The sequence below is a fragment of the Paenibacillus sp. FSL W8-0426 genome, assembly GCF_037969725.1.
GTDB lineage: Bacteria > Bacillota > Bacilli > Paenibacillales > Paenibacillaceae > Paenibacillus > Paenibacillus hubeiensis.
Window position 1 is genome coordinate 2,099,417 of the sequence record NZ_CP150203.1, and the last position, 26,548, is coordinate 2,125,964.

Annotated in this window: 26 protein-coding genes, 1 tRNA gene and 1 riboswitch; of the genes, 17 read left to right on the forward strand and 10 right to left on the reverse strand. The window is 51.4% G+C overall.

Going from position 1 to position 26,548, the window contains the following annotated elements; all coding sequences use genetic code 11:
* The first annotated feature begins 71 nt into the window (after positions 1 to 71).
* The 3 genes from MKY59_RS09690 (at position 72) to MKY59_RS09700 (ending at position 2,724) form a co-directional block, all read left to right on the forward strand.
* Positions 72 to 1,169: a quinone-dependent dihydroorotate dehydrogenase gene (locus MKY59_RS09690; protein WP_236418047.1), complete on the forward strand. Its 1,098-nt coding sequence runs from the start codon at positions 72 to 74 to the stop codon at positions 1,167 to 1,169.
* Between the two features lie 249 nt (positions 1,170 to 1,418).
* Positions 1,419 to 2,234 (forward strand): GTP pyrophosphokinase family protein, encoded by an 816-nt coding sequence (locus MKY59_RS09695; protein WP_236418045.1) that lies wholly within the window; start codon positions 1,419 to 1,421, stop codon positions 2,232 to 2,234.
* Positions 2,221 to 2,724, forward strand: coding sequence for a DUF309 domain-containing protein (locus tag MKY59_RS09700; RefSeq protein WP_339277282.1), 504 nt, complete (start codon positions 2,221 to 2,223; stop codon positions 2,722 to 2,724). Before MKY59_RS09695 ends, MKY59_RS09700 begins: the two co-directional genes overlap by 14 nt.
* 174 nt (positions 2,725 to 2,898) lie before the next feature.
* Here MKY59_RS09700 and MKY59_RS09705 read toward each other — a convergent pair whose 3' ends face one another.
* A complete protein-coding gene (locus MKY59_RS09705; RefSeq protein ID WP_236418042.1) occupies positions 2,899 to 3,444 on the reverse strand; it encodes a thioredoxin family protein in 546 nt (181 codons plus the stop codon).
* 218 nt (positions 3,445 to 3,662) lie between these two features.
* Between MKY59_RS09705 and MKY59_RS09710 the strand changes: the two genes are divergently transcribed.
* From MKY59_RS09710 to MKY59_RS09725, 4 genes are all read left to right on the forward strand, one after another.
* On the forward strand, positions 3,663 to 5,288 hold the full coding sequence (locus MKY59_RS09710; protein WP_339277284.1) for an RsmB/NOP family class I SAM-dependent RNA methyltransferase: 1,626 nt from the start codon (positions 3,663 to 3,665) through the stop codon (positions 5,286 to 5,288).
* Entirely contained in the window at positions 5,285 to 6,031 is a 747-nt protein-coding gene (locus tag MKY59_RS09715) for a pseudouridine synthase (RefSeq protein ID WP_236418040.1), read from the forward strand. The genes MKY59_RS09710 and MKY59_RS09715 overlap by 4 nt, the downstream gene beginning before the upstream one ends.
* Positions 6,032 to 6,183: 152 nt before the next feature.
* Complete coding sequence (locus MKY59_RS09720; RefSeq protein WP_339277286.1) at positions 6,184 to 6,990, forward strand: Cof-type HAD-IIB family hydrolase; 807 nt, start codon at positions 6,184 to 6,186, stop codon at positions 6,988 to 6,990.
* A 21-nt stretch (positions 6,991 to 7,011) separates the two neighbouring features.
* The gene (locus MKY59_RS09725; protein WP_236418037.1) at positions 7,012 to 7,566 is read left to right on the forward strand and encodes a GNAT family N-acetyltransferase; all 555 of its coding nucleotides are present in this window, start codon (positions 7,012 to 7,014) and stop codon (positions 7,564 to 7,566) included.
* A 152-nt stretch (positions 7,567 to 7,718) separates the two neighbouring features.
* Here MKY59_RS09725 and MKY59_RS09730 read toward each other — a convergent pair whose 3' ends face one another.
* Complete coding sequence (locus MKY59_RS09730) at positions 7,719 to 8,702, reverse strand: MBL fold metallo-hydrolase (protein WP_339277287.1); 984 nt, start codon at positions 8,700 to 8,702, stop codon at positions 7,719 to 7,721.
* Between the two features lie 90 nt (positions 8,703 to 8,792).
* The gene (locus tag MKY59_RS09735; RefSeq protein ID WP_339277289.1) at positions 8,793 to 10,193 is read right to left on the reverse strand and encodes an RsmB/NOP family class I SAM-dependent RNA methyltransferase; all 1,401 of its coding nucleotides are present in this window, start codon (positions 10,191 to 10,193) and stop codon (positions 8,793 to 8,795) included.
* Between the two features lie 147 nt (positions 10,194 to 10,340).
* Between MKY59_RS09735 and MKY59_RS09740 the strand changes: the two genes are divergently transcribed.
* Complete coding sequence (locus MKY59_RS09740; protein WP_339277290.1) at positions 10,341 to 11,486, forward strand: glycosyltransferase family 4 protein; 1,146 nt, start codon at positions 10,341 to 10,343, stop codon at positions 11,484 to 11,486.
* A gap of 93 nt (positions 11,487 to 11,579) precedes the next feature.
* Here MKY59_RS09740 and MKY59_RS09745 read toward each other — a convergent pair whose 3' ends face one another.
* Positions 11,580 to 12,638 (reverse strand): hypothetical protein, encoded by a 1,059-nt coding sequence (locus MKY59_RS09745; protein WP_339277292.1) that lies wholly within the window; start codon positions 12,636 to 12,638, stop codon positions 11,580 to 11,582.
* 199 nt (positions 12,639 to 12,837) lie between these two features.
* Here MKY59_RS09745 and MKY59_RS09750 point away from each other — a divergent pair, with 199 nt between their 5' ends.
* From MKY59_RS09750 to MKY59_RS09765, 4 genes are all read left to right on the forward strand, one after another.
* Positions 12,838 to 13,419 (forward strand): xanthine phosphoribosyltransferase, encoded by a 582-nt coding sequence (locus MKY59_RS09750; RefSeq protein ID WP_236418029.1) that lies wholly within the window; start codon positions 12,838 to 12,840, stop codon positions 13,417 to 13,419.
* A gap of 97 nt (positions 13,420 to 13,516) precedes the next feature.
* Positions 13,517 to 13,846, forward strand: a complete 330-nt coding sequence (locus tag MKY59_RS09755) for a hypothetical protein (RefSeq protein ID WP_236418028.1) — start codon at positions 13,517 to 13,519, stop codon at positions 13,844 to 13,846.
* A gap of 143 nt (positions 13,847 to 13,989) precedes the next feature.
* Positions 13,990 to 14,208, forward strand: coding sequence for a hypothetical protein (locus MKY59_RS09760; protein ID WP_236418027.1), 219 nt, complete (start codon positions 13,990 to 13,992; stop codon positions 14,206 to 14,208).
* Between the two features lie 130 nt (positions 14,209 to 14,338).
* Positions 14,339 to 14,668: a carboxymuconolactone decarboxylase family protein gene (locus MKY59_RS09765; protein WP_236418025.1), complete on the forward strand. Its 330-nt coding sequence runs from the start codon at positions 14,339 to 14,341 to the stop codon at positions 14,666 to 14,668.
* A gap of 122 nt (positions 14,669 to 14,790) precedes the next feature.
* On the opposite strand, the gene MKY59_RS09770 is transcribed toward MKY59_RS09765, so the two are convergent.
* Positions 14,791 to 15,255, reverse strand: coding sequence for a C40 family peptidase (locus MKY59_RS09770; protein ID WP_236418023.1), 465 nt, complete (start codon positions 15,253 to 15,255; stop codon positions 14,791 to 14,793).
* Positions 15,256 to 15,261: 6 nt separating this feature from the next.
* Positions 15,262 to 15,393: riboswitch (cyclic di-AMP (ydaO/yuaA leader) on the reverse strand.
* 330 nt (positions 15,394 to 15,723) lie between these two features.
* On the opposite strand from MKY59_RS09770, the gene MKY59_RS09775 reads away from it, so the two are divergent.
* From MKY59_RS09775 to MKY59_RS09790, 4 genes are all read left to right on the forward strand, one after another.
* Positions 15,724 to 15,808: transfer RNA gene (locus tag MKY59_RS09775), tRNA-Leu, on the forward strand.
* A gap of 293 nt (positions 15,809 to 16,101) precedes the next feature.
* The gene (locus tag MKY59_RS09780) at positions 16,102 to 17,709 is read left to right on the forward strand and encodes an alkaline phosphatase family protein (RefSeq protein ID WP_339277294.1); all 1,608 of its coding nucleotides are present in this window, start codon (positions 16,102 to 16,104) and stop codon (positions 17,707 to 17,709) included.
* 702 nt (positions 17,710 to 18,411) lie between these two features.
* Entirely contained in the window at positions 18,412 to 19,239 is an 828-nt protein-coding gene (locus tag MKY59_RS09785) for a GNAT family N-acetyltransferase (protein ID WP_339277296.1), read from the forward strand.
* A 229-nt stretch (positions 19,240 to 19,468) separates the two neighbouring features.
* The gene (locus MKY59_RS09790; protein ID WP_339277298.1) at positions 19,469 to 20,404 is read left to right on the forward strand and encodes a divergent polysaccharide deacetylase family protein; all 936 of its coding nucleotides are present in this window, start codon (positions 19,469 to 19,471) and stop codon (positions 20,402 to 20,404) included.
* Here MKY59_RS09790 and MKY59_RS09795 read toward each other — a convergent pair.
* On the reverse strand, positions 20,379 to 21,152 hold the full coding sequence (locus MKY59_RS09795; RefSeq protein WP_339277300.1) for an N-acetylmuramoyl-L-alanine amidase: 774 nt from the start codon (positions 21,150 to 21,152) through the stop codon (positions 20,379 to 20,381). The genes MKY59_RS09790 and MKY59_RS09795 overlap by 26 nt on opposite strands.
* A gap of 194 nt (positions 21,153 to 21,346) precedes the next feature.
* Here MKY59_RS09795 and MKY59_RS09800 point away from each other — a divergent pair, with 194 nt between their 5' ends.
* Entirely contained in the window at positions 21,347 to 21,523 is a 177-nt protein-coding gene (locus MKY59_RS09800; RefSeq protein ID WP_236418013.1) for a YqzE family protein, read from the forward strand.
* 62 nt (positions 21,524 to 21,585) lie between these two features.
* Here MKY59_RS09800 and MKY59_RS09805 read toward each other — a convergent pair whose 3' ends face one another.
* From MKY59_RS09805 to MKY59_RS09820, 4 genes are all read right to left on the reverse strand, one after another.
* Entirely contained in the window at positions 21,586 to 22,005 is a 420-nt protein-coding gene (locus MKY59_RS09805) for a hypothetical protein (protein WP_339277302.1), read from the reverse strand.
* Between the two features lie 51 nt (positions 22,006 to 22,056).
* Positions 22,057 to 23,142, reverse strand: coding sequence for a hypothetical protein (locus MKY59_RS09810; RefSeq protein WP_339277304.1), 1,086 nt, complete (start codon positions 23,140 to 23,142; stop codon positions 22,057 to 22,059).
* 148 nt (positions 23,143 to 23,290) lie between these two features.
* Positions 23,291 to 24,322 (reverse strand): YqhG family protein, encoded by a 1,032-nt coding sequence (locus tag MKY59_RS09815; protein ID WP_339277305.1) that lies wholly within the window; start codon positions 24,320 to 24,322, stop codon positions 23,291 to 23,293.
* Positions 24,319 to 26,076: an SNF2-related protein gene (locus tag MKY59_RS09820; RefSeq protein WP_339277306.1), complete on the reverse strand. Its 1,758-nt coding sequence runs from the start codon at positions 26,074 to 26,076 to the stop codon at positions 24,319 to 24,321. The genes MKY59_RS09815 and MKY59_RS09820 overlap by 4 nt, the downstream gene beginning before the upstream one ends.
* Positions 26,077 to 26,548 lie beyond the last annotated feature (472 nt).

Consider the following 26,548-nt stretch of genomic DNA (forward strand, 5'->3'; position numbering starts at 1 on the left):
GGGTGTTTTTACATATAAATGGACGGGAAAGCATGTTAACGGCGTACCGGACGAGAACGGAGTGAGTGGATTTGTTATACAAAAGTTTGGCTAAACCCTTGTTGTTCAAAATGGACCCGGAGAAGGCCCATCATCTGATTATCGGGGGACTCAGCGGAATGGGCAGCATTCGCCCGGTTCCTGCCGGGCTGCGAGTGATGTACGGCGTAAACGAAACGGAGGACCTCGCCGTGGATCTGTTTGGCTGCCATTTCCCGACGCCGGTAGGCCTGGCTGCCGGTTTGGATAAAAACGGACAGGCCGTCGCCGGCTTTTCTTCCATCGGTTTCGGATTCATGGAGGTAGGCACCGTGACTCCGCTGGGGCAGCCGGGGAATGAACAGCCGCGTTTGTTCCGTTTGCCTCCGGATGAGGCGCTGGTGAATCGTATGGGTTTCAACAATTTGGGGGCCGAGGCCATGGCAGGTGAACTGGCGAAGCTGAGGGAACGACGGATCCCCGTAGCCGTAAATATCGGAAAAAACAAGGCGACCCCCAACGAAGAAGCTCATCTCGATTACGCCAAATGCATCCGTGCGCTCTATGATTATGCCGATCTTTTTGTCGTGAACATCAGTTCACCAAATACGCCGGATTTGCGTAATCTGCAGCATGGAAACGAATTGAAGGAGCTGCTCGCAGCCGTTATGGTCGAACTGAAGGCACAGCAGCAAAGAGCCGGGGGAACGCTCAAATCGGTCTTGGTCAAAATCGCACCCGACGTCAATGAGCAAGAACTCGAATACATGGTTGGCACCATCGTGGACAGCGGCGTGTCCGGCATCATTGCAACCAATACAACGATCAGCCGCGAAGGACTGTCCCACGAACATGCAAAGGAAACGGGAGGGCTTAGCGGCAAGCCGCTGCGCGAGCGTTCCACGGAGGTCATTCGCCAAATTTATCGTCAGACGGAAGGAAAGCTGCCGATCATCGGATCGGGCGGCATTTTCACGAGCGAGGATGCTTACGAGAAAATAAAAGCAGGTGCCAGCCTGGTGGAAATCTATACGGCACTGATCTACGAAGGGCCCGAGATCAACCGCCGGCTTCACGCAGGGTTGCGGGAGCTGCTGCGCAAGGACGGATACAGCCATATTTCGGAGGCTGTCGGCGCGGATCACCGCTAGTGGTGCATGGGCCGATAAAGGCGCTGAGAAAACAGACCGCGTATTGCGGCTGTTTTTGCTGCAATCGCCCAGACTTTGGGCTGCGAACGGCATGCTTTCTGATAAGATAAAAGACAGTGAGAGCGTGTAATGACTACATCCCCAGAAAAAAGAAGCAGGAAGAGGGCAATATGCGCGGAACTCTTCCCCCCGCCCGACATCATGTATAATGGAACATAGGGGACGCTATAGAGACAGGAGGCATTAAACATGGACGGTAGAGACTGGGGTACATTTTTACTTCCTTATGAACAAACGGTAGAGGAATTGAAAGTCAAGTTCAAAACGATGCGGGCAGAACTCAAAAAGAGAGAAGAATATGCGCCCATCGAATTTGTAACAGGACGGGTCAAAAAAATATCCAGCATATTGGAGAAATCCAAACGTCTGAGCGTGCCGCTTGATCAAATCGAAACAGGAATCGAGGATATTGCGGGCATTCGCATCATGTGCCAGTTCGTGGAGGATATCCGCCGCGTTGCCGAATACATCCGGGCCCGCAAGGATCTGACCGTGCTGATCGAGAAAGATTACATTACCAATTTCAAGGAAAGCGGTTATCGCAGTTTTCATATGATTATCGAATATCCCGTGCAAACGGCGCTCGGACAGAAAAAGGTGCTGGCAGAAATCCAAATTCGCACGCTGGCCATGAATTTCTGGGCGACCATCGAGCATTCGCTCAGTTACAAATACCGGGAGAGTTTGCCGGACGATATGAGAGAGCGGTTGAAGAAAACGGCGGAAGCCGCATTTGTCCTGGACAACGAGATGTCGGCCATTCGGCTGCAGATCCTCGAAGCGCAGAAGGAGTTCGAAGACGATTCCAACATCGTGTCCAAGACGTTATCGATCATTCATCAATTGTACTTCTATCATTTGGTGAAGGAAGCGATCGATGCACAGCAGCGATTCAACGAACTCTGGGAACGCCATGACATGGAGGGTCTCAAGCAGCTATTGGATGACGTCAAAACGCTGCTGAATACGGCCAGGAAGGGCGACAATCCCGATGAATCCCTATGAGCCGTTATATATTGACTATCTGATCTATTTCAACCGCGACCAGGATTATTTCGAATGCCATGAAGCGTTGGAAGAGTTATGGCTTGAGAAGGATCGGGATGCTTTATATAAAGGTTTGCTGCAGGTTGCCGTCGGACTGTACCATTTCAGGAACGGCAATTTGCGAGGCGGCCGGATGATGCTGCAGAGCGCGCTGCAATTGTTGCAGCCGTACCCTGATGATGCAAGGGGAATTGATCTTGGACGTCTTGTGGAGGACGTGAGGGAGTTGGCTGAAGAGCTCTCCGGCCGGCATGATGAACCTGTTCCGTATCGGGATCTTGTGATTCACATCCAGGATGAAGCGTTAATGCAAGCAATCCGGCAGCGTTCCTCTCAGCTGAAGGCGAACGTTCCGCAGCGGCGCAGCCCGACGCGTGGACGCATTTATGAGGAACGAATGAAGGCAATGAAGCAAGGGAACGCACAGTCGGAAGGCCGTCGGAGTTAGGATGCTAGCTAGGCCCATTCTGACGTCAAAGAGCAAGGCAAAAAACACCCCGGGTGGCTCCGTCATGGAGCCGCCGGGGTGTTTGCATCATGCGCCATAATTAGAAGTGCGGTAGGCTTGTCCAAAGATTTTTGGACACGGAATCTTTTCGGACCATGTTGCCCGGAAAATGGTTTAGCTTGCTGCTGGCGTCAGGTTAGCCTTGTATTTATCAAAAAATTGCTTGTAATCATCCAACGTGTACCCGTTGTCGGAATTTTGCTCACTCAATCCGCCAACCATGCGGTCTTTCTCGACGCCTTTCTCGTAATAAACGAGCGTAGGCGTAAACTCGATGTTGTAATCGGTCCAGCCGGACTCGAATTCGCGCAGATTGAACTGCGGCAATTTGATGCCTTCTTCGTCGACGAGCGGCATCAATTGAGGCGTCGTAGCCCGGCAGTGCACGCAATCGGAGGCAAAGAAGTAAACGAAAAAGCTGTCTTTGTTATCGATCTTGGACTTGAGCTGGTCGGGCAAAATGATTTGTTGGTAATTCGGATCGTCAAGCAGTTCCCTGGTCGCCGGATTAAGCTTGGAGGCTGCGATGCCGTAGGGGTTCGGCGTAGCGTCCAACTGCTTTTTGGATTGCTGGTTCACCAAAGCAAGCGCAGCGAGCAGAACGACAAATGCGCCCAAAAAAATAAAAATGGCGGCGCTTTTCTTTTTCTTCGATTTCATCGGACATCCTCCATTGATCATATCAAGATATGGTTTCGGCAAAAATTCTGGGATAATATTCATAAACACCCTGAATTATGCTCGTTCATCAACCTACTTGTCATTATACAACATTACAGTGTGTAGTGGAATACGTGAACAAGATCAATAGGAAAGCAATCGCGGGATATGATAACATAGAGCAATATGCATTTTAACGAGACAGGATGAGTGGAAATATGGCTGTACAGTTGCCACCAAGCTTTGCCGGACGCATGGAAATGCTGCTTGGCGAAGAATTTGAACAATTTATGACATCATATCAGCATTCCCCGTATGCGGGTTTACGGGTGAATACGTTGAAAATATCGGTAGAACATCTGCGTGAGATCATTCCTTACGAATTGAGACCTATACCATGGTCTGAAACGGGCTTTTACGTTCCGCATGGCGTCAAACCTGGACTGCATCCGTATTACCATGCGGGGTTGTACTATATTCAGGAACCGAGTGCCATGGCACCCGTGGAGGTGCTGGGAGTGGAACCGGGAGACCGTGTTCTGGATCTATGCGCTGCACCTGGCGGCAAATCGACGCAGATTGCGGCCAAATTGCAGGGCGAGGGCGTTCTGGTCACCAATGACATTCATGCCGAACGGACCAAGGCGCTTGCCAAAAACGTGGAGCTCTATGGCGTCCGCAATGCTGTTGTACTGAATGAATCGCCGGAACGCATCGCGGAGGCGTTTCCTTATTACTTTGACAAAGTGCTGATCGATGCGCCTTGCTCTGGCGAAGGCATGTTCCGCAAAGACGAGGACATGGTGAAATCCTGGGAGCATCATTCGGTCGAAAAGTGTGTGCTGATGCAGCGCGATATCCTCAAAACCGCGGCCCGTTTGCTCGCCCCCGGCGGAACGATCGTTTATTCAACCTGCACGTTTGCTCCGGAGGAAAATGAAGCGATGATTGCCGAGTTCCTTGCTGCAAATCCCGAATTTGCCGTGAAGCCGATTCCGGCGGAGGCAGGATTTGCCCCCGGCAGACCTGACTGGGTGCGCCGGATGCTGCCTGAAACGGCTGAGCAGACCGAAAGGGTGCTGGATCAGGTGCGGGGTACGGCACGGCTGTGGCCTCATTTGCTCGAAGGGGAAGGACACTATTTGGCGGTGCTGCAGCATAATGGCGAACCGGCCATGACAGCTGACGTCGTGGAGGAAGAAGTCGCGATCCACGCCTCGGCTGCGGGAGAGCCATGGACTGATGCCAGAGATCGGAAGCATGAACGGTTGACCAGGTACGAGGGACGTGATCGCCAGCAGGATTCTGGAGGCAAAAGCGGCGGCAAACATAGCAAAGGCAAGGAACGCGGCGGAAACAAATCCGATCGTGGCACGAAACGTGTCGAACAGGGTGGTGCGGACGCCGGACAAGTGTATTCCCGCTTCATTGCGGAGCATACAGAGATCGAGCTGTGTGGGGAGACGGTGTTCTACGGCGATCGGGTGTATCAATCCGCAGTCGGAGCAGCAAGGCTGGAAGGGTTAAAGGTCGTTCGCCCGGGTTGGTTTATGGGTACCGTCAAAAACGGGCGTTTCGTGCCTTCCCATCCGCTGGCCTGTGCGCTCCGCGCGCAGGAAGCAAAGAGAGTGATCCATCTATCCTCGGCAGACGGCGAAGCGGTAAGATATCTCAAAGGCGAGACGTTAAACGTGGACGAGGATCGGGTCGAGGTGGAAGCTGGTATTGCCCGTAAGGGCTATGCGCTTATATGCGTGGACGGATATGCCCTCGGCTGGGGGAAATGGCTGGACGGCGTTTTGAAAAATGAATATCCTGCAGGCTGGAGGTGGACATCGGCATGAGCAGCAAAGGCAAGAAAACGCAGCGATTGGATAAAATATTGAGCCATATGGGCGTAGGTACCCGCAGCGAGCTTAAAAAAATGGTCAAACAAGGCCGAATCCACGTGGATGGCAAAGCGGTAAAGGACAGCGGCATTCAGGTTGATCCGGATGTCCATGTCATTGAGGCAGACGGGGAACGAATTGTTTACCGCGAAATGATCTATCTGATGCTGCACAAACCTCCCGGCGTGGTGTCTGCGACAGAGGATACCAGAGATCGTACGGTGCTTGACTTGTTGAAAAAAGAGGACCGGAGCTTCAATCCGTTCCCTGTGGGACGGCTGGACAAGGATACCGAAGGTCTGCTCATCCTGACCAATGATGGGCCGCTTGCGCATGACCTTCTATCTCCACGCAAGCACGTGCCGAAAACGTACGAAGCCCGAGTGCTCGGCAACGTGGACGAAGAAGACGTCAAACGTTTCAAACAAGGCGTGCAGCTGGATGACGGATACGACGCGATGCCTGCGGAATTGACCGTACTGAACCATGAGGATACGGAAGAAGGGGTGGTATCCCATATTTCGCTTATTATTCATGAAGGGAAATTTCATCAGGTAAAGCGAATGTTCCAAGCGGTGGGCAAGCGCGTTATTTATTTGAAACGCGTGGCGATGGGCGGCTTGCAGCTGGACCCGGATCTGCCGATCGGGCGATATCGCGAGCTGACCGAGGACGAGTTGAATTTGCTGCGGAAGTAGGCAGAACCAATGTGGAGAAACGAAGCGTTCGCTCAAAAAGCTTTCTGAAAGAAAGCAGCATCGGAAGCAGAGGCACTCGCAGTGGCCTGGTGTGATTGATTAGGCGGTTCACACTAGGAGAACATATTTGAGGATTGGGGATAGAAAGACAAATGACTTACAAATTGATCGCGCTGGACGTAGACGGAACACTTTTGAATGATCATCACGAATTGACCGAGTTCACGCAGGAGACGTTGATTCAGGCTTCGCGTCAGGGCGCAGAAATCGTTCTCTGCTCCGGCAGAGGGCCTGCCAACACGATTCCGTTCATGGAGCGCATGGGTTTGGACGGTTATGTCATTACGCATAACGGTGCAGTGACAGCCGAAGTGGAATCCCGCGAAATCGTGCATCGTTTTGCGTTGGACGGACAAGGTTTGCAGCCCATCATTGACTATTGCCGCAGCAATGCCGTTCATTTTGACATCAACACGGCGTTTGGGCTATATGTAGATCAACCTGAAGGCTTGGCCCTGAACGTGCAGGAGATGTATGCCAATTTCATGATGGAGCCGTTAAAACTGCCGACATGGGCGGATTTGTCGGAGCCATTGGCCAAATTTACCGCATTCGGTCCGCTCGAACAGATGAACGCCGTCCAGCAAGAATGGGAAACCTGGGATCTGCCTTATTACATGACCCGCAGCGGCGACTTTTTCATCGATCTGATGCATCCGGAGGCATCCAAAGGCGCAGCGCTGAAACGTTTGGCCGAAACCAAAGGCATCGCTCCCGAGGAGATCATGGCGATCGGAAACTATTATAATGACATTACGATGCTGACCTTTGCCGGCAAAGGCATTGCAATGGACAACTCGCCGGAGGAAGTCAAGGCGGCTGCCGATGAAGTGACATACTCCAACAACGAGCAAGGCGTGGCGCATGCCATTCGAAAGCATGTGCTGTCCGAAGGTTAAATAGGGAGAGGGAGAGAAGCCATGGAACAACCAACCTATACCATTCAGCAACATGATCTCGGCGAAGCGTTTTACATCGACCGGGCCCATCCGGACGATACCGATGCCATTATGCGCATGCTGGTTGAAATTGCGGAGTGGTTAAACAGCCAGGGGTCGAGCCAATGGGGCGCGCTTCTTCGGGGAGAAGACTCTCATGATACGGTCGGAGCGATTCGCCGGGGCGACGTATTCGTCGTAAAGCAAGGCGATGAGGTGGCCGGGATGGTGACCTTGTTGCGTAGTCCGAGCGAGTGGGACGAGCGACTGTGGGGAGAACAAGCGGGAACAGAGGATGGAGCGTTATATTTGCACCGGTTGGCCGTAAGCCGCAAATATGCCAGCGTCGGGTTGGGTAAACGCATATTGAAATGGAGCAGTACCGGCATCCGGTTTGAGAACAAGGATCGGGTCCGGTTGGACTGCGTGGCCGGCAATGATACGCTGAACGCGTTCTATGCAAGGAACGGATATACATACCTTGGGGAGAACGACGGGTATAGCATTTATGAGAAACTGCTCGGCGATGAAGCTTGACGAAGATCTGCTGATTTGGGCACCAACCTTTGGAGCATGTTTGGGTAAAACTAAAGACGTGACTGGACGGATTGTTGTGAACGATCTGTCCGGTCACGTCTTTTTGCGCTTGTTTTTTATGCCATCAAATGCATCCCTAACCATTTCATCGGTTAACCCCGGGGTTCAGGGTATCTCCACCATGGTTGGCTCGGGTAATCCGCCGTATATAGCCTGACCTTCTCACCAATTTTGGGTGTGGCGATGTTAACCTTCAAGGCTTGTGCTGCCTTGGTGACCCGTTCAACCGGCTCGTTCCAGGCATGAAAGGCCAGCGTAAATGCGGCCCAATGAATCGGGATGAGCAGTTCGCCACCTACATCCAAATGAGCTTGTACCGTTTCTTCCGGCATCATATGAATGTTGGACCAACGCTCGTCATATTGTCCACACTCCATCAAGGTCAGGTCAAAAGGCCCGTATTTTCTGCCGATTTCCTTGAAATGAGGGCCGTATCCGCTGTCGCCGCTAAAGAAAACCTTCGTTTCCCGTCCAGCAATGACCCATGAGCACCACAAGGTGGAATTGCGATCAAACAAGCCTCGGCCTGAGAAATGACGCGCTGGCGTGCAAGCAACAGTGAATCCCATGAAGGAGAACTCATTCCACCAGTGGTGCTCGGTAATCTGTTCCGCAGGAACACCCATTTGGATCAATCGTCGGCGAACGCCGAGCGGGACGATAAATCGTTCTGTTTTATCCTTTAATCTGCGGATGGAGGAAGAGTCCAGATGGTCATAATGGTCATGCGAAATAATGATTGCATCGATGGCCGGGAAATCCTCCGGCTCGATCGGCAAACGGGTGCTGTACCGTTTCGTACCCGCCCAGGATACAGGGGAAGGGCGTTTACCCAGCATCGGGTCAAAAAGCAGCCTGCGTCCTTCCATTTCAAGCAGGAAAGCCGAATGGCCGAACCATGTGACCTGTGGGTTATCCGATGCGTTCAACGATTCGGCAGGTTCACATTTCACGATCGGCATGTTGGCTGCCGGCCTCCGTTCGGCACTGCCTCGGATCGAGTCTCTTAACATGCTTATTAACGAGTTGAAGCTCATGCCTGCGGACGTCGGAATCTGATTTTCGTATTTTGTCATGATTCAACCCTTCTGTTCTCTATGATCAAAAATTGAATTTTTGAAAAAACGTACCGTCTTGCAGACAGGCTGATACCAGCCGAACACGGCTTACTGCATGCGGCGCAAGCCTTTCGGCAGACGGTTCTTCAGCTGTCCGCCACTGGCTTTGCCCCATCCGAGCGGCAGTCCATCCACCGTCACCAGCGTCCAGCCTTTCAACGCGGCATCCGCCGGTAGACTCTCGCCACGCAGATAAGCGGCTGTCAGGTCGCTGTCCGCCTCCAGGGTCACATGCTGCATCCGGGCTGCCGCATCGGGTGCAATGGACAAGGCCAGAGCATGAGCAGGCTCAAAGCGCCCTTTTTTCCAGTCGCCGACATGCAGCCCGGCTCGCGGAAGCTTCAAGCCGCTCAAACGCTCGTCGCTGAGCAGTGCCGCGCCGCTGTCCGGCAGGGCATACAAGGCTTCGCCGAAAAGGAGCGGGCGACCCGTTCGCACAACGTGATCCGGCATATGCTCGTCGCTCCAGGCGATGAACGCGTCCCAGGCGGATTGCGTTTCTTTGCCAGGGTTATTTTGGCGGCCGGCTTTCCCCTTTTTGCCATGACGTTTGGCTGTGGCCATGCTTTCTTCCGATTCGCCGATGTTTGCATGTCGTGCTTCCGCTTTGGTCAGGACCGCAACGAAGTGTCCCTCTCCGCGGTTCAAATGAGGCCAAATTCGCTCTTTACGCACAAGAGTCAAGTCCGGATAGGCAGCGACCAATCGCTCCATCATGCCCTCGTTTTCCTCGCGATTAAAAGTACATGTAGAGTAAGCCATCGTTCCGCCGGGTTTCAGCATCGTATATGCATCCTGCAAAATATCCCATTGCCTGTTGACGCACAGCGTGACCAGATCCTCGGTCCAATCCGTCACTGCATCGGCGTCCTTGCGGAACATGCCTTCGCCCGAACAAGGGGCATCCAGCATGATGCGATCGAACGTTGCAGGGAAACGGGCTGCCAGCTCACCGGGCGCAGCGCAGGTGACAACCACGGAGGCCAGTCCCATCCGTTCCACGTTTTCGGCCAGTATTTTGGCCCGGGCCGGATGGATTTCATTGGAGATCAGCAGTCCCCGGTCTTGGATGAGGGAGGCGATATGCGTCGTTTTTCCACCCGGTGCCGCCGCCAGGTCAAGGATCGTTTCACCGGATTGGGGGTTCAGCATTTCTACGGCCGACATCGCTGAAGGCTCCTGAATATAATAAAGGCCTGCTGCATGATATGCATGCTTGCCTGGCCGTTGGTTCTCGTCATAATAATAACCCGATTCGCACCAAGGCACGGGAGTAAGGGAGAACAGCTCCGTTACCTGCTGCAATCGTTCCGGGGTTGCCTTGAGCGAATTGAAGCGCAATCCATGTGTGCGGGGCTGTTGATAGCTGTTGATAAAAGCATCTGCTTCTTTGCCAAGCATTTGCCGCATATATTGTACATACGCATTGGGAAGTTGGGGCTTGCCCATTTCGAAACATTCTCCTTTCATGAAAAACAGGGGATTAGCAAGGTGGAACGTACAAGGCCGTACTCTCTTTGACTGAAACATACGTTCCAATATATCATGTTTCAAGTTATACTGAAAAGACCGATGCAAGGAAGGGGGAAACTTACGGTGAAATTGCTGCAGGCGCTATTCTTTCCTCCGGAACAGCCCGGAGGTGTATCCTCTATGGTTCCCTATATGCAGGAGAGGTTCACTTCTCCAAGATGGGAGATGGACCTGTTTTCGCTGCCCAAACGGATTCGTAACAAGGGCGTGGAGGAAGTCCGGTTCGAAACGTTCGATTGGACGCAATACGGGGACAGTCCAATCGTGCAAAAATACATGCAAACCTACCGGGACTATCTGTGGTGGACCAAGCTGCGCATCCAGAAGTCCTATGATCTGATCCATGCCCATCACCCGATTGCCGGGCTTGCGATGAAAAAGGTTTTTCCGCAGGTGCCCCTTATTCAAACGATTCACTCCAGTTATGAGCGGGAGCTGATCCTGAACGGGCGCATTGAACCGGATGGACCGGAGCATCGTTTCCTGCTGTCGATCTATGGCGAACTGGAGCATCATGCGGACCGGCTGCTGACGGTATCGAATTCGTTCAGGTCGTATCTGGCACCTCTGCTCCGGAAACCCGAAGCGATCGGAGTGATTCCGAACGGATTTGACGAGAAACGCTTCAAGCCGATACCGCATGATAATGCGATTCCGCAGCTGGTTACGGTTTGCCGGCTCGTTCCGGCGAAGGGGCTGGATATTTTGTTCAAGGCATGCGCCGAGCTGAAGGAGCGCGGCCATGAATATGTTTTACATATTATCGGGGATGGCCCGATCCGGCCCGATCTGGAAGAACTGGCACAGCGGCTTGGCATTTACAATGAGACCATATTTTACGGGTACACGCTGCATCCGGAGGAATTCATGCCGTTTTTCGATATTTTCGTACTCCCATCGCGGGCAGAGGCGTTCGGATCCGTGTTCGCCGAAGCGGCGCTCAGCTGTCTTGCGCTTGTGGGCACCGACGTGGGCGGGATTCCCGAGCAGATTGAGGATGGGAGCAATGGCCTGCTTGTGCCTGCCGAAGACCCGCTTGCGCTTGCCGAGGCATTGGAGAAAGTCATGCTTGATCCTGCTTATCGGTATGAGCTTGCCCGGTCAGCCTGTGCCAAGGCAAAGGCAGAGTACTCCTTGGGCCAATCCGTCAATAAGCTGAAAAAGCTATATTTGCAATTGGATCGCCGGACTTCCGGCATAGAAGATTGAATCGAAAGCGGAGGCGATCCGCCGACGGAAACCGCCAATGAGCAAAGGAGCGAAATGCCGGGTCTGCTGCCCGTTTATTTCGCTCCTTTGCTTTTATTGATTCTTGCCGGGTTTGCGAAAGCTTCCCCAATGGTTCATGATCAATTTGGTTGCCCAGACCAGGGCGAGGCAGCCGAAGATCGGGTACAGAACGGAAAGCAATGAACTGAACCCCAATTGGCTGAGCAGGTAACACAGCAACATGATCGTCAGGATAAGCAGTTTGGGCGGAACCTGGACATGCTGTTTAAGCTGGAGCGTCATGCCATAGATATCGGCAACGAACGTGCTGAAGATTTCCATAAAAATCAGAGACACGTAGATGGATTGCACAACCCATCCCAATTGAAAGGCAATGCTGCCCATCGGAATCTCGAATTGAGTAATTCCAGGCATATAGGCCGACATCGCAAAATGTGCTGCCATCAGCATGAAACCGACGCCAACGCCCCCTACAATGCCGCCCCACTTCAGTACGTTACGATCACGGATCTGACTGCCTAACGGCACGAGCACCGCCTGAGCCAGGGCAAGGTTAAATGACGAATACAGCAAGGGGGATAGCCAGACCCTAACCGGATTAGCATCCGTCGTCAGCGTAATGAACCGCGTGGCGGCTGGATGATGAATGGTGCTGACAATCATGAGCAACGACAACAGAAGCATCATGGGCACCACGATGCTGTTCATCTGCAGAATCGCTTGTATGCCTCGTCCAAGCAAAAGGTATGTACCGACCAGCGTAATGAGTAGTCCGGTTTGGTAATGCATCCCCAGATGCTCCACGAATACCGAGCCTGCGCCAGCAAGCATCACGCTGTTGACGCCAATGAGGACCAGGAGGGTAACCCAGGTAATCCATTTGCCTGCCTGCTGCCCGAACAAATGCTTGTTGAGATCCTCATAGGAGCGGGATTCGGTATCGTGGGCAATCAGCATCATTTTGGTGCCCAGCCAGACAAACAGTATGGTGGATAAACCGATGGTGATGGTGGCCCATTTGCCATACTGGGTGAAAAACTGCAATATTTCCTGTCCTGTCGCGAAGCCGGCGCCGACAACCGTTCCGATGTATGTGAATGCGATCTGCAGTACCCGGAAAGCCTGTTTCATGCGTTTCCCCTCTCAGGCACCAAATTAGTTTGGACATGCGGGTGCCATGGTACAAGGTATGCTTGACCCGAAAAAGTCATGACAAGCGCGTAGAGTCGACAACTTTTTCCTTCGTCATGAAGACTGGGGCGATTTCGCTTGAACTATGGGCAGGATGTATGATACTTTTACCTCATAGGATAGGCTGGGAGGTCAAAACATGGAAGTATTGAAACAACGGATTTTGGAAGAAGGCGTGGTTATTTCGGACCAGGTTCTGAAGCTGGACGCCCTGCTCAACCATCAGATCGATACGGAATTGACGATGGAAATGGGACGCGAATTTGCAGCACGTTTCCGCGAAAGCGGGGTAACCCGGATCATTACGGTTGAATCGTCGGGCATTCCGGTCGCTTTTGCCACAGCGCACGAACTTGGCGTGCCGCTCGTATTCGCAAGGCGCAAAAAAACGCTTTTGGCTGACCCAGACGCCTACTGTGAGCGCGTACCTTCCTTTACCAAAGGAATCGTAACCGATATAATGGTATCCCGCGAGTTCATCCGGGAAAATGATCGAATCCTGTTCATTGACGACATCATTGCCAATGGGGATGCCGCGCGCGGCATCATCAAAATTATAGAGCGTTCGGGGGCTGAGCTGGTCGGATTCGGAGTCGTGGTGGAAAAATGCTTTCAGGCCGGCGCACGCACCATTCGCGAGTTGGGCGTTCCGGTGGAAGCGTTGGTTCGGATCCGTTCCCTGGAGAACGGTACCGTGCAGTTTGACGATTCGGAATGTTGACCATTCGAAGGAAAGACTCATTTTTTCTTAACTATACCTTTGCATGACCGTGCATTTGTTTTATAATGGGGTTATGTTAGGGAGAGGAGGCAACACCATGGGAAACCAACCGGCAACAGAACAGTTTTTTATGGATAAGCTGGCTGAATCAAAAGTTCATTTTGAACGTGCCCTGGATTGTAAACATACGGAATTTGATGACCTTTATCCCTATATGATTGAACATCCGCAGTTTTTCTGGTACAAACGCTACGTTGCCTGGTCAGAGCTGCTGACGATCGTGGGCTTGTGCGAAGAGTTGTCCTTCTCTTGGAAAGAACAATTTACGCCGCATCAAGTGGAGTACCTGGAATCACGCGTGATGTCCGCCAAGGTGCTTGATTTCTGGTTTGAGAAGAACGACAGCAAAGAGCACGCTCAGCGATAATTTTCAGTAGGGAACCACTTAGGAATGACACGGCAGCAGTCACGCGAGACCTAAATGAATTTCATTTAGGTCTCTTTTTGTAGCACGTTGCCGTTTAGCACAGATACAGACCATCATTTTATAGAAAGTCGAGGCCATGAATCATGATTAGCGATGAAGAATTGAATGCGCTCCGCTTGTCGGGAGAAAAAGTGAGGGTGGTGCGCGACGAGTTGGAATCCAACGACGTGAAAGGCATTGTCGTTGCGTGGGACGATGAGCAGGTTCTCATTCGTCGTCAAAATCGGCGAGTGGTCAAGCTGGATCGCCATTACAGCTTCCAACGTTTCAGCGAACCCCGTCGAAGCCCGCTGAAGGAGTAGCTGTCTGCATCAGGATTATTCCTGAGGTTAACTGGATTTACCATGGACGTTTGGGCATAGTTGTCTGCTCCGGGAGACAGGATAAGGTCGGTGAGTGACTGGAACCTATCTGTGAGGGGATGATTGCAACATGACACTGATGAACGATAAAGTCCATGCGTACAAGGATCAGATTGGCGAATTGGAAGGTTTGCTTCCCGGCGTGGTCAAGTCCTATCACGAATTTACGGGCGAGTGTTTTCAGCCAGGCGCCATCGACGCCAAAACGAAACAATTAATCGCGCTGGGCATCGGATTGTTTGCGAATAATGAAGTGTGCACGCTCTACCACGTGCAGGAGGCCCGTGCCAAGGGAGCTTCCGATCAGGAAATACTGGAGGCCGTTGCTGTCGCCGGAGCCGTTGGAGGCGGACACGCCCTGTCTCAAGGGGCTCTTAGGGTTCAGAAGGCACTGCATTAATCCGATAAGCCCATATTTGCACCAAAAAACCAGACAAGGCTCGAGCCCTGTCTGGTTTTTTGGCATTCTTGGTTAGAGTACAATGTTTCTCAAGTGATCTGGATGAACAAGTGCGGTATCGTTTAAATTTTTCCAAGCATTTTGTTATACATGAATTCGCCGGTTACACGGCGTGCAGTGACGTAGCGGTCGCTGAAATAAGGATTGGACAATTTGGTGATGCTGACGCCTTTGCTGCTTGAAGCATGGGCGAAGTTGCCTCCACCGATATACACGCCTGTATGAGAGATGCCTTTTCCAGTGGTATTGAAAAATACAAGGTCGCCTGTGCGAAGGTTGGCTTTGGAAACAGCGGTGCCAGCCTTGGCTTGTGCCTGCGAGGTACGCGGCAGCTCGATGCTGTATTTGTTAAACAGGTATCTCATAAATCCGGAACAATCGAAGCCGGCCATTGTTGTGCCGCCCCACTTGTACGGAATGCCAGTCATGCTGTTGACTACGGTATTGATGCTGCTTGCTTCGGTTGCTGTTGCACCGGAAGTAAATAAAACGGCTGCGCCGAATAAGGACAGGATAAGCTTTTTCAAAATGTTATGTTCTCCCTTCGATGCCTACGGAGTTAGCTAAGGGTTCGGTAGAAGGTTCCCTATATTTCCTATGTATCGGAATAATTCACCCGGTATGGTTCCCCCGTTTTCACTAATGAAACTCGGCACATGAATAATGAATATTTTGTAACCATTTGAAATGATATTGCATAAATACGAAATTGTCAAATCGTTCTGAAACGGTTATCTGCACCGCCATGTTAACGGAATTCTCATTTTTTATGCTCAAATTGCGAAAAGGCTGTCGTTTTTCGGTTACAAAAAAGTAACCACCGTTTCAACAGCTAATGGAATGGACAAATAAATAGTTTGTCGCCTGACTACAGCATCCATTTCCTTTTGCGTCATTTTGCTGTTCATCATGGCTGTTAATGTGTTGACAGAGTTTCGGTTTCTATGATATATTCTTCCTTGTCGCCGTGATATTTCCGGAGATATACCACATATGCGGTCGTGGCGGAATTGGCAGACGCGCACGGTTCAGGTCCGTGTGGGCTAACCCCCCGTGGAGGTTCGAGTCCTCTCGACCGCATCAATACAACCATAAGAAAGCTCTTGAATTTCCTTATTTGGAGATTCAGGAGCTTTTTTCATCTTTAGGAACGCCTGTGTAACGCGGTCACGCTGTACCGGCGTGCCATTGGCCATCATTTCGTCCAGTGCGGCGGGAGAGATTTGCCACGAGACGCTGTATTTGTCCTGAATCCAGCCATACTTTTCACGGAACGGATGTAATTGTCATCTTGGTTATGTTCATAATGGAAAAAATAACCTCGGATACCCCCTAGATTTCAAGACACAATGTACATAAAGGGGTGAACCGTTATGAAGAAAAAAGGGATTCGAATGTGGCCTGTGATCCTTATATCGATCATGCTGATCGGATGCCAGAACTCGAAGCCCAAAGAACAGGATTTGATGCGAATAAATTCCGCCAGTGGAGAAAATGCGAAGAAAGTCATTTTCCTGATGGTAGACTCTTTGATGGTTCAGGCGATTGACCAAGGAATCGGCAAGCAGGAGCTTCCGACATTAAAATTTCTGATCGAACACGGACAATATTATAAAAACCTGGTCAGTTCCTTTCCCACGATGTCCGTCACGATCGACAGCTCATTGCTTACCGGTGCGTATCCGGACATTCACCGTGTGCCGGGTCTGACGTGGTACTCAGCGGAAACCAAGAGAATGATCAACTATGGAACCGGACCGATGGAAGTGCTCAGGCTCGGAGTGAATCGGGTACTTGCTGATGCGCTGATCCATTTGAACGGGAGTCATTTGAGCAAGAATTTGCCTACGATCTATGAGGACTTAGCCCGGCAAGGGTTTAAGTCTGGTTCGATCAACGGCCTGATTTACAGGGGGGCGTCCGATCATAAGTTGTCGATACCCGATTGGATTCAAGGTCCTGCTTCTTTACCGAAAGAGATTCATGTGAAAGGGCCGGACCTGTTGTCCCTGGGTTCGTTGTCTAATCCGTTTCAGGGGATAAAAAACTTGCCGGACGGTGTAACGAATCGGTTGGGCATCCATAATGACTTCGCTATTGAAGCCGTAAAATATTTGATTCACTCCAATACATTGCCGGATTTTTTGTTTGTTTATTTGCCGGACTTGGACCGGGAGTTACATAAAAAAGGTCCCACTGGACTTCATGGAGTCAAAAAGTTGGATCAGCAGCTTCAATCTGTATTGGAAACATTCGGTTCTCCGGAGAAAGCCTTGAAAGAGGCCGTATTTGTCATTGCAGGCGACAGCGGAATGACACAGATTTTGCCTGCCAAGCAAAATCCGGTCATTGATCTGCCTTCTTTGCTCGGAGACGCCACCATTTTGCGTCCGGGTGAAGCCGTATCGGAAGATACGGATATCGTGCTCGCCGTCAATGAAACGATGGCCTATGTATATTCATTGAAAGCGGATCGATCCCTGAGAGACACGGCAAATGTATTGAAGAGCGATCCGCGCATCGATTTCGTTTCCTGGAAAGACCAGGAATGGATATACGCCATTCAGGGGGCAACAGGCAAACAGATCAAATTTAAAGCAGGCGGCAATCTAACTGATCCATACAACCAATCATGGACGGTCGAACAGGATCAAGAGGTGCTGGATTTAAGCATAAACACGGCCACACATTCATTGAATTACGATCAATATCCCGATGTTCTGAAACGTTTGTCAAGCGCGCTCCGTTCACACCAAGGCGAATTTTTGGTTGTCACGGCAAAACCGGGATATGAATTGACGGGCGGCAGTTCACCTGCGCATAAGGGCGGAGGCGGTCATGGTTCCATTCGCAAAATGGAATCGCTTGTTCCCTTGATCATCAGCGGAACAGACCAAAAGCCGGAACACTTGCGAATGGTCGACTTAAAAGCTTATTTGCTTAATCTCGTAACAAAGAAGGCCCAGAAAAGCAATAGGTGAAAAGAGAAGGCGTTTCAAATGCCCTCTTTCATTATTGGTGACCGTGTTGATAAACAAACTCTTTGATGAATTCGTTCAAGGTACCCGCAGATTTTGTAGGGATCTTTGCAGCGTTCATGCATTGATCATGAGACCACCGGTATACTTTTATACCGGTGGTTGTTTGGTGTTTATTGCTGCTGTACTTAGAACATTTTTCGAACAGGCGACATCATTGGACGCCAGTCAATGCTGTTTTATCTTAGCCGCCGTGTAACCCCATAGGTAGCCAATCCAACTCCTACAGCCAATAACGACATTAGGATTCCCCGATTATTTAGGAGTCGCGTCCATTGCATGCCATTTCACCACCTTTTTGAATGGTTATTCTTATCCGAATAACGGTCTTTATTTTTCGTACAGTCCGATCTCTTCATTCATGGGAATGTAACCTTTGACTTCCTGTAACTTCAATTTGGAGTTTGTTGTTCGATAAAAATAGGTTGACCCCGTAATTAATACACGGTATCTTAGTCTTTGTTGCAGGTTCGAGTCCTCTCGACCGCATCCACAAATCATAAGCAAAACTCCAGAGAAACTCTGGAGTTTTTTCATAATATAAGTAGAGGCGGGGAAGCGCATATGACCAATCATAGAATTGAAGCTTTGAGCCAGGAAACTCTGGGGAGCTTTTTAGCATATTGCAGGAAGCACCGTAATGAAGTGGATGATTCGTTTTTATACGAAGAGGACTTGCGCGACTTTGCCATCCATGAAGACAATCCGACCTATATTGCCCTGGATTCGGCGGAGGAAGTGGTTGGCGCAGTTTCGCTCATTAAAGATGCTTATCACCGCAAAGGGCGGCGTGGGCGGTTCCGCATTTTTCACGCCGAAGTGAGTGATCTCACTCTACACGGCCGATTGTTGAAGTCGATTATACAGCATGGGAAAGGGCTGGATCACCTGTTTGTTTTTGTGCCAACCGTACATCACGAATTTATGGAAACGTTGAAAAAGCTGGATTTCAAGCTGGAGCGATATGCCTTTATTCTGGTACATCATCAGCTCGAAAAGCCGGCTTTCGAGGTACCTGACGGATATCGATTGGAAGCTTTCCGTACGGGATTGGACGAAGCGGCATGGGCAGAAATCCGAAACGCGGGTTTCGCCAAGCTGAAAGGAAATGAAACACCGGTAACACCGGACATGGTAACCAAAATGGTTGCGGAGGAGGATTACCTTGAGGGCGGGATGCTGATGCTGTATCATGGGGACCGGCCTGTTGGAATCGTGCGGGGTTCGGACGATGAATTCCAAGGAGCATCGATCATGAACATCGGGCCGGTTGCGCTTGTTCCTGAATACCAAGGAAAAGGGCTGGGGAGAATTCTCCTTAGAGCGGCAATGGCGTTCGCGGTTGAACAAGGGTACTCTCAAGCGATCCTGTGCGTCAATGCCGAGAATGAACGAGCCAAGAACCTCTACCTTCAGGAAGGCTTTCAGCAAGTGGAAGCTGCCGCCAATTTAAGGTATGATCTAACTAAATGACGGATAAGCTGCGGGATATCCGCTCTTGAATCTTTGTTCATTGCTGGGGCGCTAACATAGTGATTCGTCCTTGTATCAGCATAAATATGACATGACAGGCTTGCGTTCCAGCGATATTGGCAAGCCTGTTTGACGTGCAATTTTTTACCGGAAAGACTGGGTCAGCAGCGTACATATTCACTCCTCCAATATGAAACAATGAGTACACGGACATAAGGAGGGGGTTATGATGAAAAAGCAAGATGTAGGCCAACAAGCGCGAATAGGCAAAAACAGGGCCGTAAAAGTGATCATGGCCGGTGCGATGGTGCTAATGCTGCTGCAGGGCTCAGCCGGGGCATTTGGAGCTGCTGCAGGTCGCTCCGACTTGATTGAACATGCCAATGCTGGATGGAACATGCAGAAGCCAGCCGGCAAGGATGGTTCAGGCATTGAATCCTCTGAACCGCATAAGCGGCTTGCCATTATTATCGACGACGCAGGCAACGACATGAAGGGCACGGCGGAAATATTGGCTGTGCCTGCGAAGCTGACGGTGGCGGTCATGCCTTTTTTGCCGACAACGAAAAAGGACGCGGTCGCTGCGCATGAAAAGGGCATGGACGTCATTGTCCATATGCCCATGGAACCGAAAAAGGGAAGACCTGAATGGCTCGGTCCGGGCGCCATCACGTCAGGACTAAGCGATGAGGAGGTCCGGGAGCGGGTAGAAAGAGCAATCGATGACGTTCCTTATGCCATCGGCATGAACAATCATATGGGCTCCAAAATCACTTCAGACAAACGCATTATGTCCGTCGTACTGGATGTGTGCCGGGAGCGAGGGCTGTTTTTTGTGGACAGCCGCACCAATTTCCGCTCGATCGTCGGCGAACTGGCCGTCCAGAAAAACATGCCTCCCATCGGCAATGACATATTTCTGGATGACCGCAATACGCAGCAGCACATCCGTAAACAGATGGACGCTGCCGTGAAACATACGCTCGATAAAACCAATTGCGTGGTGATCGGTCATGTCGGCCATACCGGATTGAACACATCCGCCGTCGTTCATGAGGCGATGATACGCTACAAAGGACAGGTTGAATTCGTCGGTATTGGCGATTTGGCCCGGGAAGTATGGAGTTGGAACGCTTTTCCTACACAGCCGATAGATAAAAAATAATGCCGTCAGCGATAGCCTCTGCGATCCGCTTCTGTCCTTCGGAATCGTTGATCATGGCCAGATCCCCGGCATTGCTCAAAAATCCTGTCTCGACGATAACGGCGGGCTGTTTTACCTGGTTAAGCAAATAAAACGGTTTGCCCCATTCTACGCCATGCCGGGTTCCGTACAAGTCATTGAGCCGGCTTTGAATGGCTTCGGCCAGTAAATAACTGCGGCCTTCCTTTTGGTGCAAGACGACGGGACCGCGGATGGCCGCTTTTTTGCTCCAGTTGGCATGGATGCTGACCACAATGTCGGTACTGACTTCCTCGCTCAAGCTTTTCCGTTGGGCCAAGTCGCGATGGTGCCTGGAACGGCTGTTCAGCCAACGATTATCATCGCTGAGCGCATAATCGCCGAGCCGGTTAATGATTACCGCGTATCCTTTGCTGCGCAGGAGCAGATAAAGTTTCTGACTGATGGCAAGGTTGATGTCTTTTTCCAAAACGCCTTTCGCACTTGTACCGCCATCAATTCCGCCATGGCCCACATCGAGTAAAATCACCGGTGTGGCAAAGGCGTGGTGGGAGGAGCGATAAGCATCCCCGTCCATGAGCGGCAAAAGGGAAGGACTTTCGCTTTGTTTTTCGGTAGATGGTGAAGAAACGGATTCACGCTGGATTCCTGCACTTGCAAAGGCAGTGGAATGGGATAGTGTGGAAAGGCCGATGAGCAGTGCCATCGTCACGGATAACAGCTTTAACATGTTAACGCACACTCCTTATCTAAATAGGCACCTCACGCATGAACTGGATGCAGTGGAACCCTTTGACATTAGGCTGTGCATTCTGACGCTTTTCATACTTTGCGAGCCGGAAAAATGTTTACCTGCCGGATGTCCTGCGCACACTATAACTAACCGGCGGCGATCCGCCGGTAGAATAGTGAGGAGGCGAAAGAATGGCTAAAAGCGATGAATTGGTGAAGTACATTACGCAGCGTGTCGTCCATTATATGGAAACCCCGCGGGAGGAACGAAAGGGACAGCGCAAAACGAAGGAACCGTGGGCGGTTAAATGGTTCGGCATGCTTCCCTACGGCCTATCCATGTGGGTCAGAAGAAAGGACCGTAAATAAGTGGTCGGCGGGCAGCTCTGGCTTCACTTAGATCGTACAAAGAAAGACAAAAAGACGCTTTCCTAGAGTGAGTCTGAGGAATGCGTCTTATTTGTTGTGGATGAGTCGGCAATGTTAACGACATTATGCTGCACCTGAATTTGAATGAATTTCCGGTGCATGATGCGGGTTGTGACGACCGCGGTTTGCCGGCCTTTTTTGAAAAAATAACCCGAACCTTCCTGTCCGGTATACGTCCAGCCTTGTTGGCTCATGCGATCCTGAAACAGTTGAGTGGTACGCTGTAAGTTGTTCCGGGTCAGAAACAGTCCGTGGCCTTGTTCGTCCGTTCCGAGTGCGCCAATGTCCAGGTTGGTTGAATTCAATGTTTGCATCATCCGGACTTGGGGGACACCCACGTTTTGAATAAACGTAACCATCCAAAAAAATCCCGCGGCAAAACATACGATTACGCCAATGCCAACACCGAAGCCCCACCTCATGAATCATGCCCTCCATATCGATAGAAATACTGGATATAATGACCAATTGTATCATTGATGATGCACGGAGGCGAGGGGATCGAACACGTAAAAATGTCCGTCATGGATCAAGGTTTGCAAGGGTACCCTTCGTTGAATGGTCGAACTGCCGCCTATGGCAGCATACGCAATCTTCATCCCGTCCGACAATGATGTCCAGACTTGAATGCCGCCGACCGGCAGCGGGCCGCCATAATACATGTTGCGTTCGCCAGCCGAGAATACGATGGATTGGCCTTGACCCCATAGTTTGAACAGATCGTCAGTTCCCTTCACAGGAATCGCAGGCGAGGTGATCCATGACAATTGTTCAACCGGATCGTACAAGGGGACAGCATGCAGCTGGTCAACCGTAAACGTTGATGCATCCAGGACGTGGGGGTCAGGTGAAGATACGATCTGCTGCTTTTCCTTAAACGAAAGGCTCCAAAAGGAATGGGGATCGCCGGCGGCGAGCCGTTGTTCCGCGGCCTGCACAACTTCGAACGGAAGCAGATCACCTCCTGCAGCGTCGATATATAAAGAATCTCCGTTTTTTTGCTTCACGGACCAGTAGGCCAGCATAGGCGGCATGTAGCGAAGCTCGATTGACCCGCCGCCTGCCGTGACCACCTGTGGATCGAGCTGTTGCCGAAGCAGAGCCTTTTTCAGCAAAGTGAAACTGTACAGCGGTTCTTTGCCTTCACCATATTCGCTTAGAACCAGGTCCCCCTGTTCGCTGGCAACGATGATCATATATCCTAGAGCCGCATCGTCCACATAAGCATGAACCAACCAGCCGTGTGTCCCCGGCCCCAGGGGAAAGAAACGCAGCTCTGCACGACCCCATATATGGGATGATTCGGGTGATCCGGCTCCGAGCACCCGTGCCTGATTACGGGCAAACTGCTGCACGGATTCGGGCGCTTGTACAGAAGAAGGGAGCGTAAATTCGGGATTAGCCGCAGAGGCAGCATATGCCGAGGACTCCCGCTGTTGCTGCCGTTCCGCGCCTTCTGCATACATCGGGAAGGATGACACGAACAGACCGGTCAGGCTTATTCCCAATCCGATCAGAAACCCGTGGAGTATGCGCGGCCTGCAGAGAAGCTTGTTCAATGGACTCACACCTTCTTTTTCGGTTCGATTCGATTCCAGTTCCTATTCTAGGGGACAGGCCGTGCAAAGGGTGCTGCAACCTGTCGTCAGGCGGCTCAGGAATAAACACTACTTTTGCCGTCATTTGCTGGAAAAGTAGCATCCACGTCTATCTTAAATGAAACATGCCGCAACTGATTGCCGTAACCTTCACTTTGGGCTCATACTGCCAGATCATTTCGGTTCGACGTGTTTCATACTGCTGTTTCAGGGCTTCGCGCGCCAATGCGGCTTGCTCTACCTTGTCTTCGTCAGGGGAAGCATCCTTCGCTTCGGCACGTTTGGACGTTGTCGTTTCGCCTTCCTCTTCGTTGAAAACAGCTTCGTAATAGGCATCCAGCACGGACAGCTCCAATTCCAGACGCTGCTTCGCTTGTTCGGCCCAGCTGTAATCCAGCAGCATCAGCTGGTTGGTCAGATGGGTTTCCAGCGCGTCTCCGGCGGCGGCCAGCGACATTTTGGCCGTTTGGACGTGCATGTTTTCGGCCAGCCGCGGGCTGAGGACGCGCCGGTTAAGCTTGGAGCCGAATCGTTCGACGATTTCGCCGGACCGTAAGGAAATGCCGAGGAAATGCAGTTCTTCCCGCTTTAGGTCGCAGGCAAATTCCACCTTGAAGCAGACGCCGAGCCAGGGCTCGTACAGGGATGGGGCAGAAGCGTTCAGCTGCCGCTTGGCAGGCTGCTCGAACAAATTGACATAGGAGCCGCCTTCGCGGGCAGCGCCGAAAATCTGCTGCAACCGCCGGCTGCCGTACACGACATCCTCGCGCAGGATGCGCCCTGGTCCGAGCTGCGGAAGGGCAGGAGCAATGCCGAAATACCGGCCCAAAATGCTTTCCTTTGCTTCACCGCCTGCTGCAGGTGAATTGGGCGCCTGCGAGGCGGCGGAAGCCGCTTCTGCTGCTTCAAGGGAGCGTTGATAGGCTTCGGGATCGAAAACGAAGGTGAACGACATCGTTTCGGCCGGAGCGCCGGTGCGTTCCACAAACCCCCAGTAATAAGGGCGATTCGTCAGGGCTTTGTCTGCCTCCGGAGAAAGCTTGACCGTAACATGGGCCGGGGATTTTTCCAAAATGTCGCAATCCGTTGCTTCCAGATAGGTCAGCACGTAAGCCTGCACTTCGTTTGGCGCCATGCTCATCGTGATCTTCCTCCTTCCCGTAATTCCCGCTCGGGCACTTCACTCTGTACTTCGCGCTGAATGGAATGGAGCGATTGGCCGAGGGAATCCATTTTGCGCCGGATATCGTCTTCGTTTTGGGATTCCAGCATGATTTTGTACAGGCTTTTTTCGATGGATTCTTTCTTTTCCAGCCGTTCCAGAATAACGTCCAGGCCGCCAATAACCATTTCGAACATGTTGATTTTTTCATGAAGCAGGTTCAGGATATGCTCCTCAATGGTGCCTGTCGTCGAAAGGTTATAGATATTGACGTCGTTCTGCTGCCCGAGCCGATGTACACGCCCGATTCGCTGCTCGACCCGCATCGGATTCCATGGAAGATCGAAATTGATCATATGGTGGCAGAACTGCAGGTTGATGCCCTCGCCGCCCGCTTCCGTGGCAATCATGGCTTGCACGCGACCGCGGAAGAGGTCCATCATCCAATCTTTTTTGCCCCGGTTCATACCGCCGCGGTAGGGAACTGCCGTCAGCCCGTTATTGCGGAAATAGTTCAGCAGGTATTCCTGCGTGGCCCGGTATTCCGTGAAGATGATCACTTTTTCGTTCATGCCGCGAATGAGTTCCATCGTTTTTTCCGCTTTGGAATTGGCCTTAATGGCTTTGATGTGGGCAACGAGCTCCCAGATCTTGTCCCGCAGCGGAGAATCCAGCGGAAGCTTTTTGGCCAGGTTGACCAGGGTGACAAAGACGGCATCGCGGCTGCTGCATACTTCACGCTGCAGCGTGACCAGTGACAGCATGCTGTTTAAGTTGCCGCCGGCCTCCTGGTATTGATCCTTCACGAAGGCCGTAACCGCATCATAAAGAGCCTGTTCGTCTGGTGACAGCTGCAGGTTCACGTTGGATACATTGCGTTTCGTGAACTGAACGGGGCCTTCACCGCGCCGATTGCGGATCATGACCTTGGACAGCTCGTCCTTGAGCTGCTCCTGATTTTTCGGTATACGTTTGTCGACGACGAAGTTGGCGGCAAAATCGCCTTGCTTGCCGAGCTGCCCGGGCTTCAGCAGGTTGATGAGGTTAAACAACTCGCCCATGTCGTTTTGCACCGGGGTAGCGGTAAGCAGCAGGCAGTACTTTTTTCGCATTTTGAGCATGAATTGATAGTTCGTCGTCTTTTTGTTTTTGAGCTTGTGGGCCTCGTCGACAATGATCATGTCGTAGTCCGTGCCCAGCAAAATATCCTTATGCGGATCGCGTTTGGCCGTATCCATGGAGGCAACGACGACTTCGGATTGCCAGGAGTAGGCTTTTTTCTGCGCGACTGCGGGAATGCCGAACTTGGAATTCAGCTCTCGCACCCACTGCAGGACAAGGGATGCGGGCACGAGAATAAGCACTTTGGAGACGAGTCCACGGATCATGTATTCTTTGAGGATCAGCCCGGCCTCGATCGTTTTGCCCAGACCTACCTCGTCGGCAAGAATGGCCCGGCCTGACATTTCAAAGAGTACCTTGCGGGCAGTATCCAGTTGATGGGGGAGCGGAGTAAGCCCTTGCAGATGTTTCAGGCAATGGATTTCGTCAAAATTGGGAATGAGATTCGTTTCTTCGGCTTGATTCGCCAGTTGAAAGAGCCGGTAATCGCCCCAGGGACCGCCTTTGTCAAGCCGGGATTCGAGCTGGTTCAACCAGGTGCGGTCCAATTCCAGCGGAACGGGCAATTTCGGTGGTGCAGGTTGATTGTTCTGCGGTTGTTTCCGGTTCATGTTGCATCCTCCCTGCCATGGTTCATGACGTAGTATTCGTAGGTTATAGTATGGACGAACGGGAAGCAGTTCATAACCATATGCGTAATGTACGCGTTTGTCCGGGCATGAGATTTCATAGAATTGCAGAACTTTCATCAATATGCACCTTCTTGGCGATTCCATACGCTAATGCGTACTCTCTCCCTGGTCCTAGGTATCTGGACGCAATTCGGGGCAAAACTTTCAATCTGGCAATAATTCGGTTTATAATGGGTAATGGCTGTTAGACATGGTTTGCAGCCTTTTTTTGTCGGACGAAGTCGGGTTTTCACGACATCTGTGGAAGTGCTTCTGCATTGCGGATGAAAACGCGGCCATGAAATGACAGGTAATATTGTCCAGTACGAGAAAAACATTGTATTAAACGGCGGTTTTGCAGTATGATTTTACAGCTAGTTGAATCTGGCAGAAAAGGTTACATCGTTTCATT

Coding starts and splice junctions, on each gene's coding strand:
- MKY59_RS09695 (WP_236418045.1), top strand. CDS start 1,419: ATGGACGGTAGAGACTGGGGTACATTTTTACTTCCTTATGAACAAACG.
- MKY59_RS09700 (WP_339277282.1), top strand. CDS start 2,221: ATGAATCCCTATGAGCCGTTATATATTGACTATCTGATCTATTTCAAC.
- MKY59_RS09705 (WP_236418042.1), bottom strand. CDS start 3,444: ATGAAATCGAAGAAAAAGAAAAGCGCCGCCATTTTTATTTTTTTGGGC.
- MKY59_RS09710 (WP_339277284.1), top strand. CDS start 3,663: ATGGCTGTACAGTTGCCACCAAGCTTTGCCGGACGCATGGAAATGCTG.
- MKY59_RS09715 (WP_236418040.1), top strand. CDS start 5,285: ATGAGCAGCAAAGGCAAGAAAACGCAGCGATTGGATAAAATATTGAGC.
- MKY59_RS09720 (WP_339277286.1), top strand. CDS start 6,184: ATGACTTACAAATTGATCGCGCTGGACGTAGACGGAACACTTTTGAAT.
- MKY59_RS09725 (WP_236418037.1), top strand. CDS start 7,012: ATGGAACAACCAACCTATACCATTCAGCAACATGATCTCGGCGAAGCG.
- MKY59_RS09730 (WP_339277287.1), bottom strand. CDS start 8,702: ATGACAAAATACGAAAATCAGATTCCGACGTCCGCAGGCATGAGCTTC.
- MKY59_RS09735 (WP_339277289.1), bottom strand. CDS start 10,193: ATGGGCAAGCCCCAACTTCCCAATGCGTATGTACAATATATGCGGCAA.
- MKY59_RS09745 (WP_339277292.1), bottom strand. CDS start 12,638: ATGAAACAGGCTTTCCGGGTACTGCAGATCGCATTCACATACATCGGA.
- MKY59_RS09750 (WP_236418029.1), top strand. CDS start 12,838: ATGGAAGTATTGAAACAACGGATTTTGGAAGAAGGCGTGGTTATTTCG.
- MKY59_RS09755 (WP_236418028.1), top strand. CDS start 13,517: ATGGGAAACCAACCGGCAACAGAACAGTTTTTTATGGATAAGCTGGCT.
- MKY59_RS09760 (WP_236418027.1), top strand. CDS start 13,990: ATGATTAGCGATGAAGAATTGAATGCGCTCCGCTTGTCGGGAGAAAAA.
- MKY59_RS09765 (WP_236418025.1), top strand. CDS start 14,339: ATGACACTGATGAACGATAAAGTCCATGCGTACAAGGATCAGATTGGC.
- MKY59_RS09780 (WP_339277294.1), top strand. CDS start 16,102: ATGAAGAAAAAAGGGATTCGAATGTGGCCTGTGATCCTTATATCGATC.
- MKY59_RS09790 (WP_339277298.1), top strand. CDS start 19,469: ATGAAAAAGCAAGATGTAGGCCAACAAGCGCGAATAGGCAAAAACAGG.
- MKY59_RS09795 (WP_339277300.1), bottom strand. CDS start 21,152: ATGTTAAAGCTGTTATCCGTGACGATGGCACTGCTCATCGGCCTTTCC.
- MKY59_RS09800 (WP_236418013.1), top strand. CDS start 21,347: ATGGCTAAAAGCGATGAATTGGTGAAGTACATTACGCAGCGTGTCGTC.
- MKY59_RS09805 (WP_339277302.1), bottom strand. CDS start 22,005: ATGAGGTGGGGCTTCGGTGTTGGCATTGGCGTAATCGTATGTTTTGCC.
- MKY59_RS09815 (WP_339277305.1), bottom strand. CDS start 24,322: ATGAGCATGGCGCCAAACGAAGTGCAGGCTTACGTGCTGACCTATCTG.
- MKY59_RS09820 (WP_339277306.1), bottom strand. CDS start 26,076: ATGAACCGGAAACAACCGCAGAACAATCAACCTGCACCACCGAAATTG.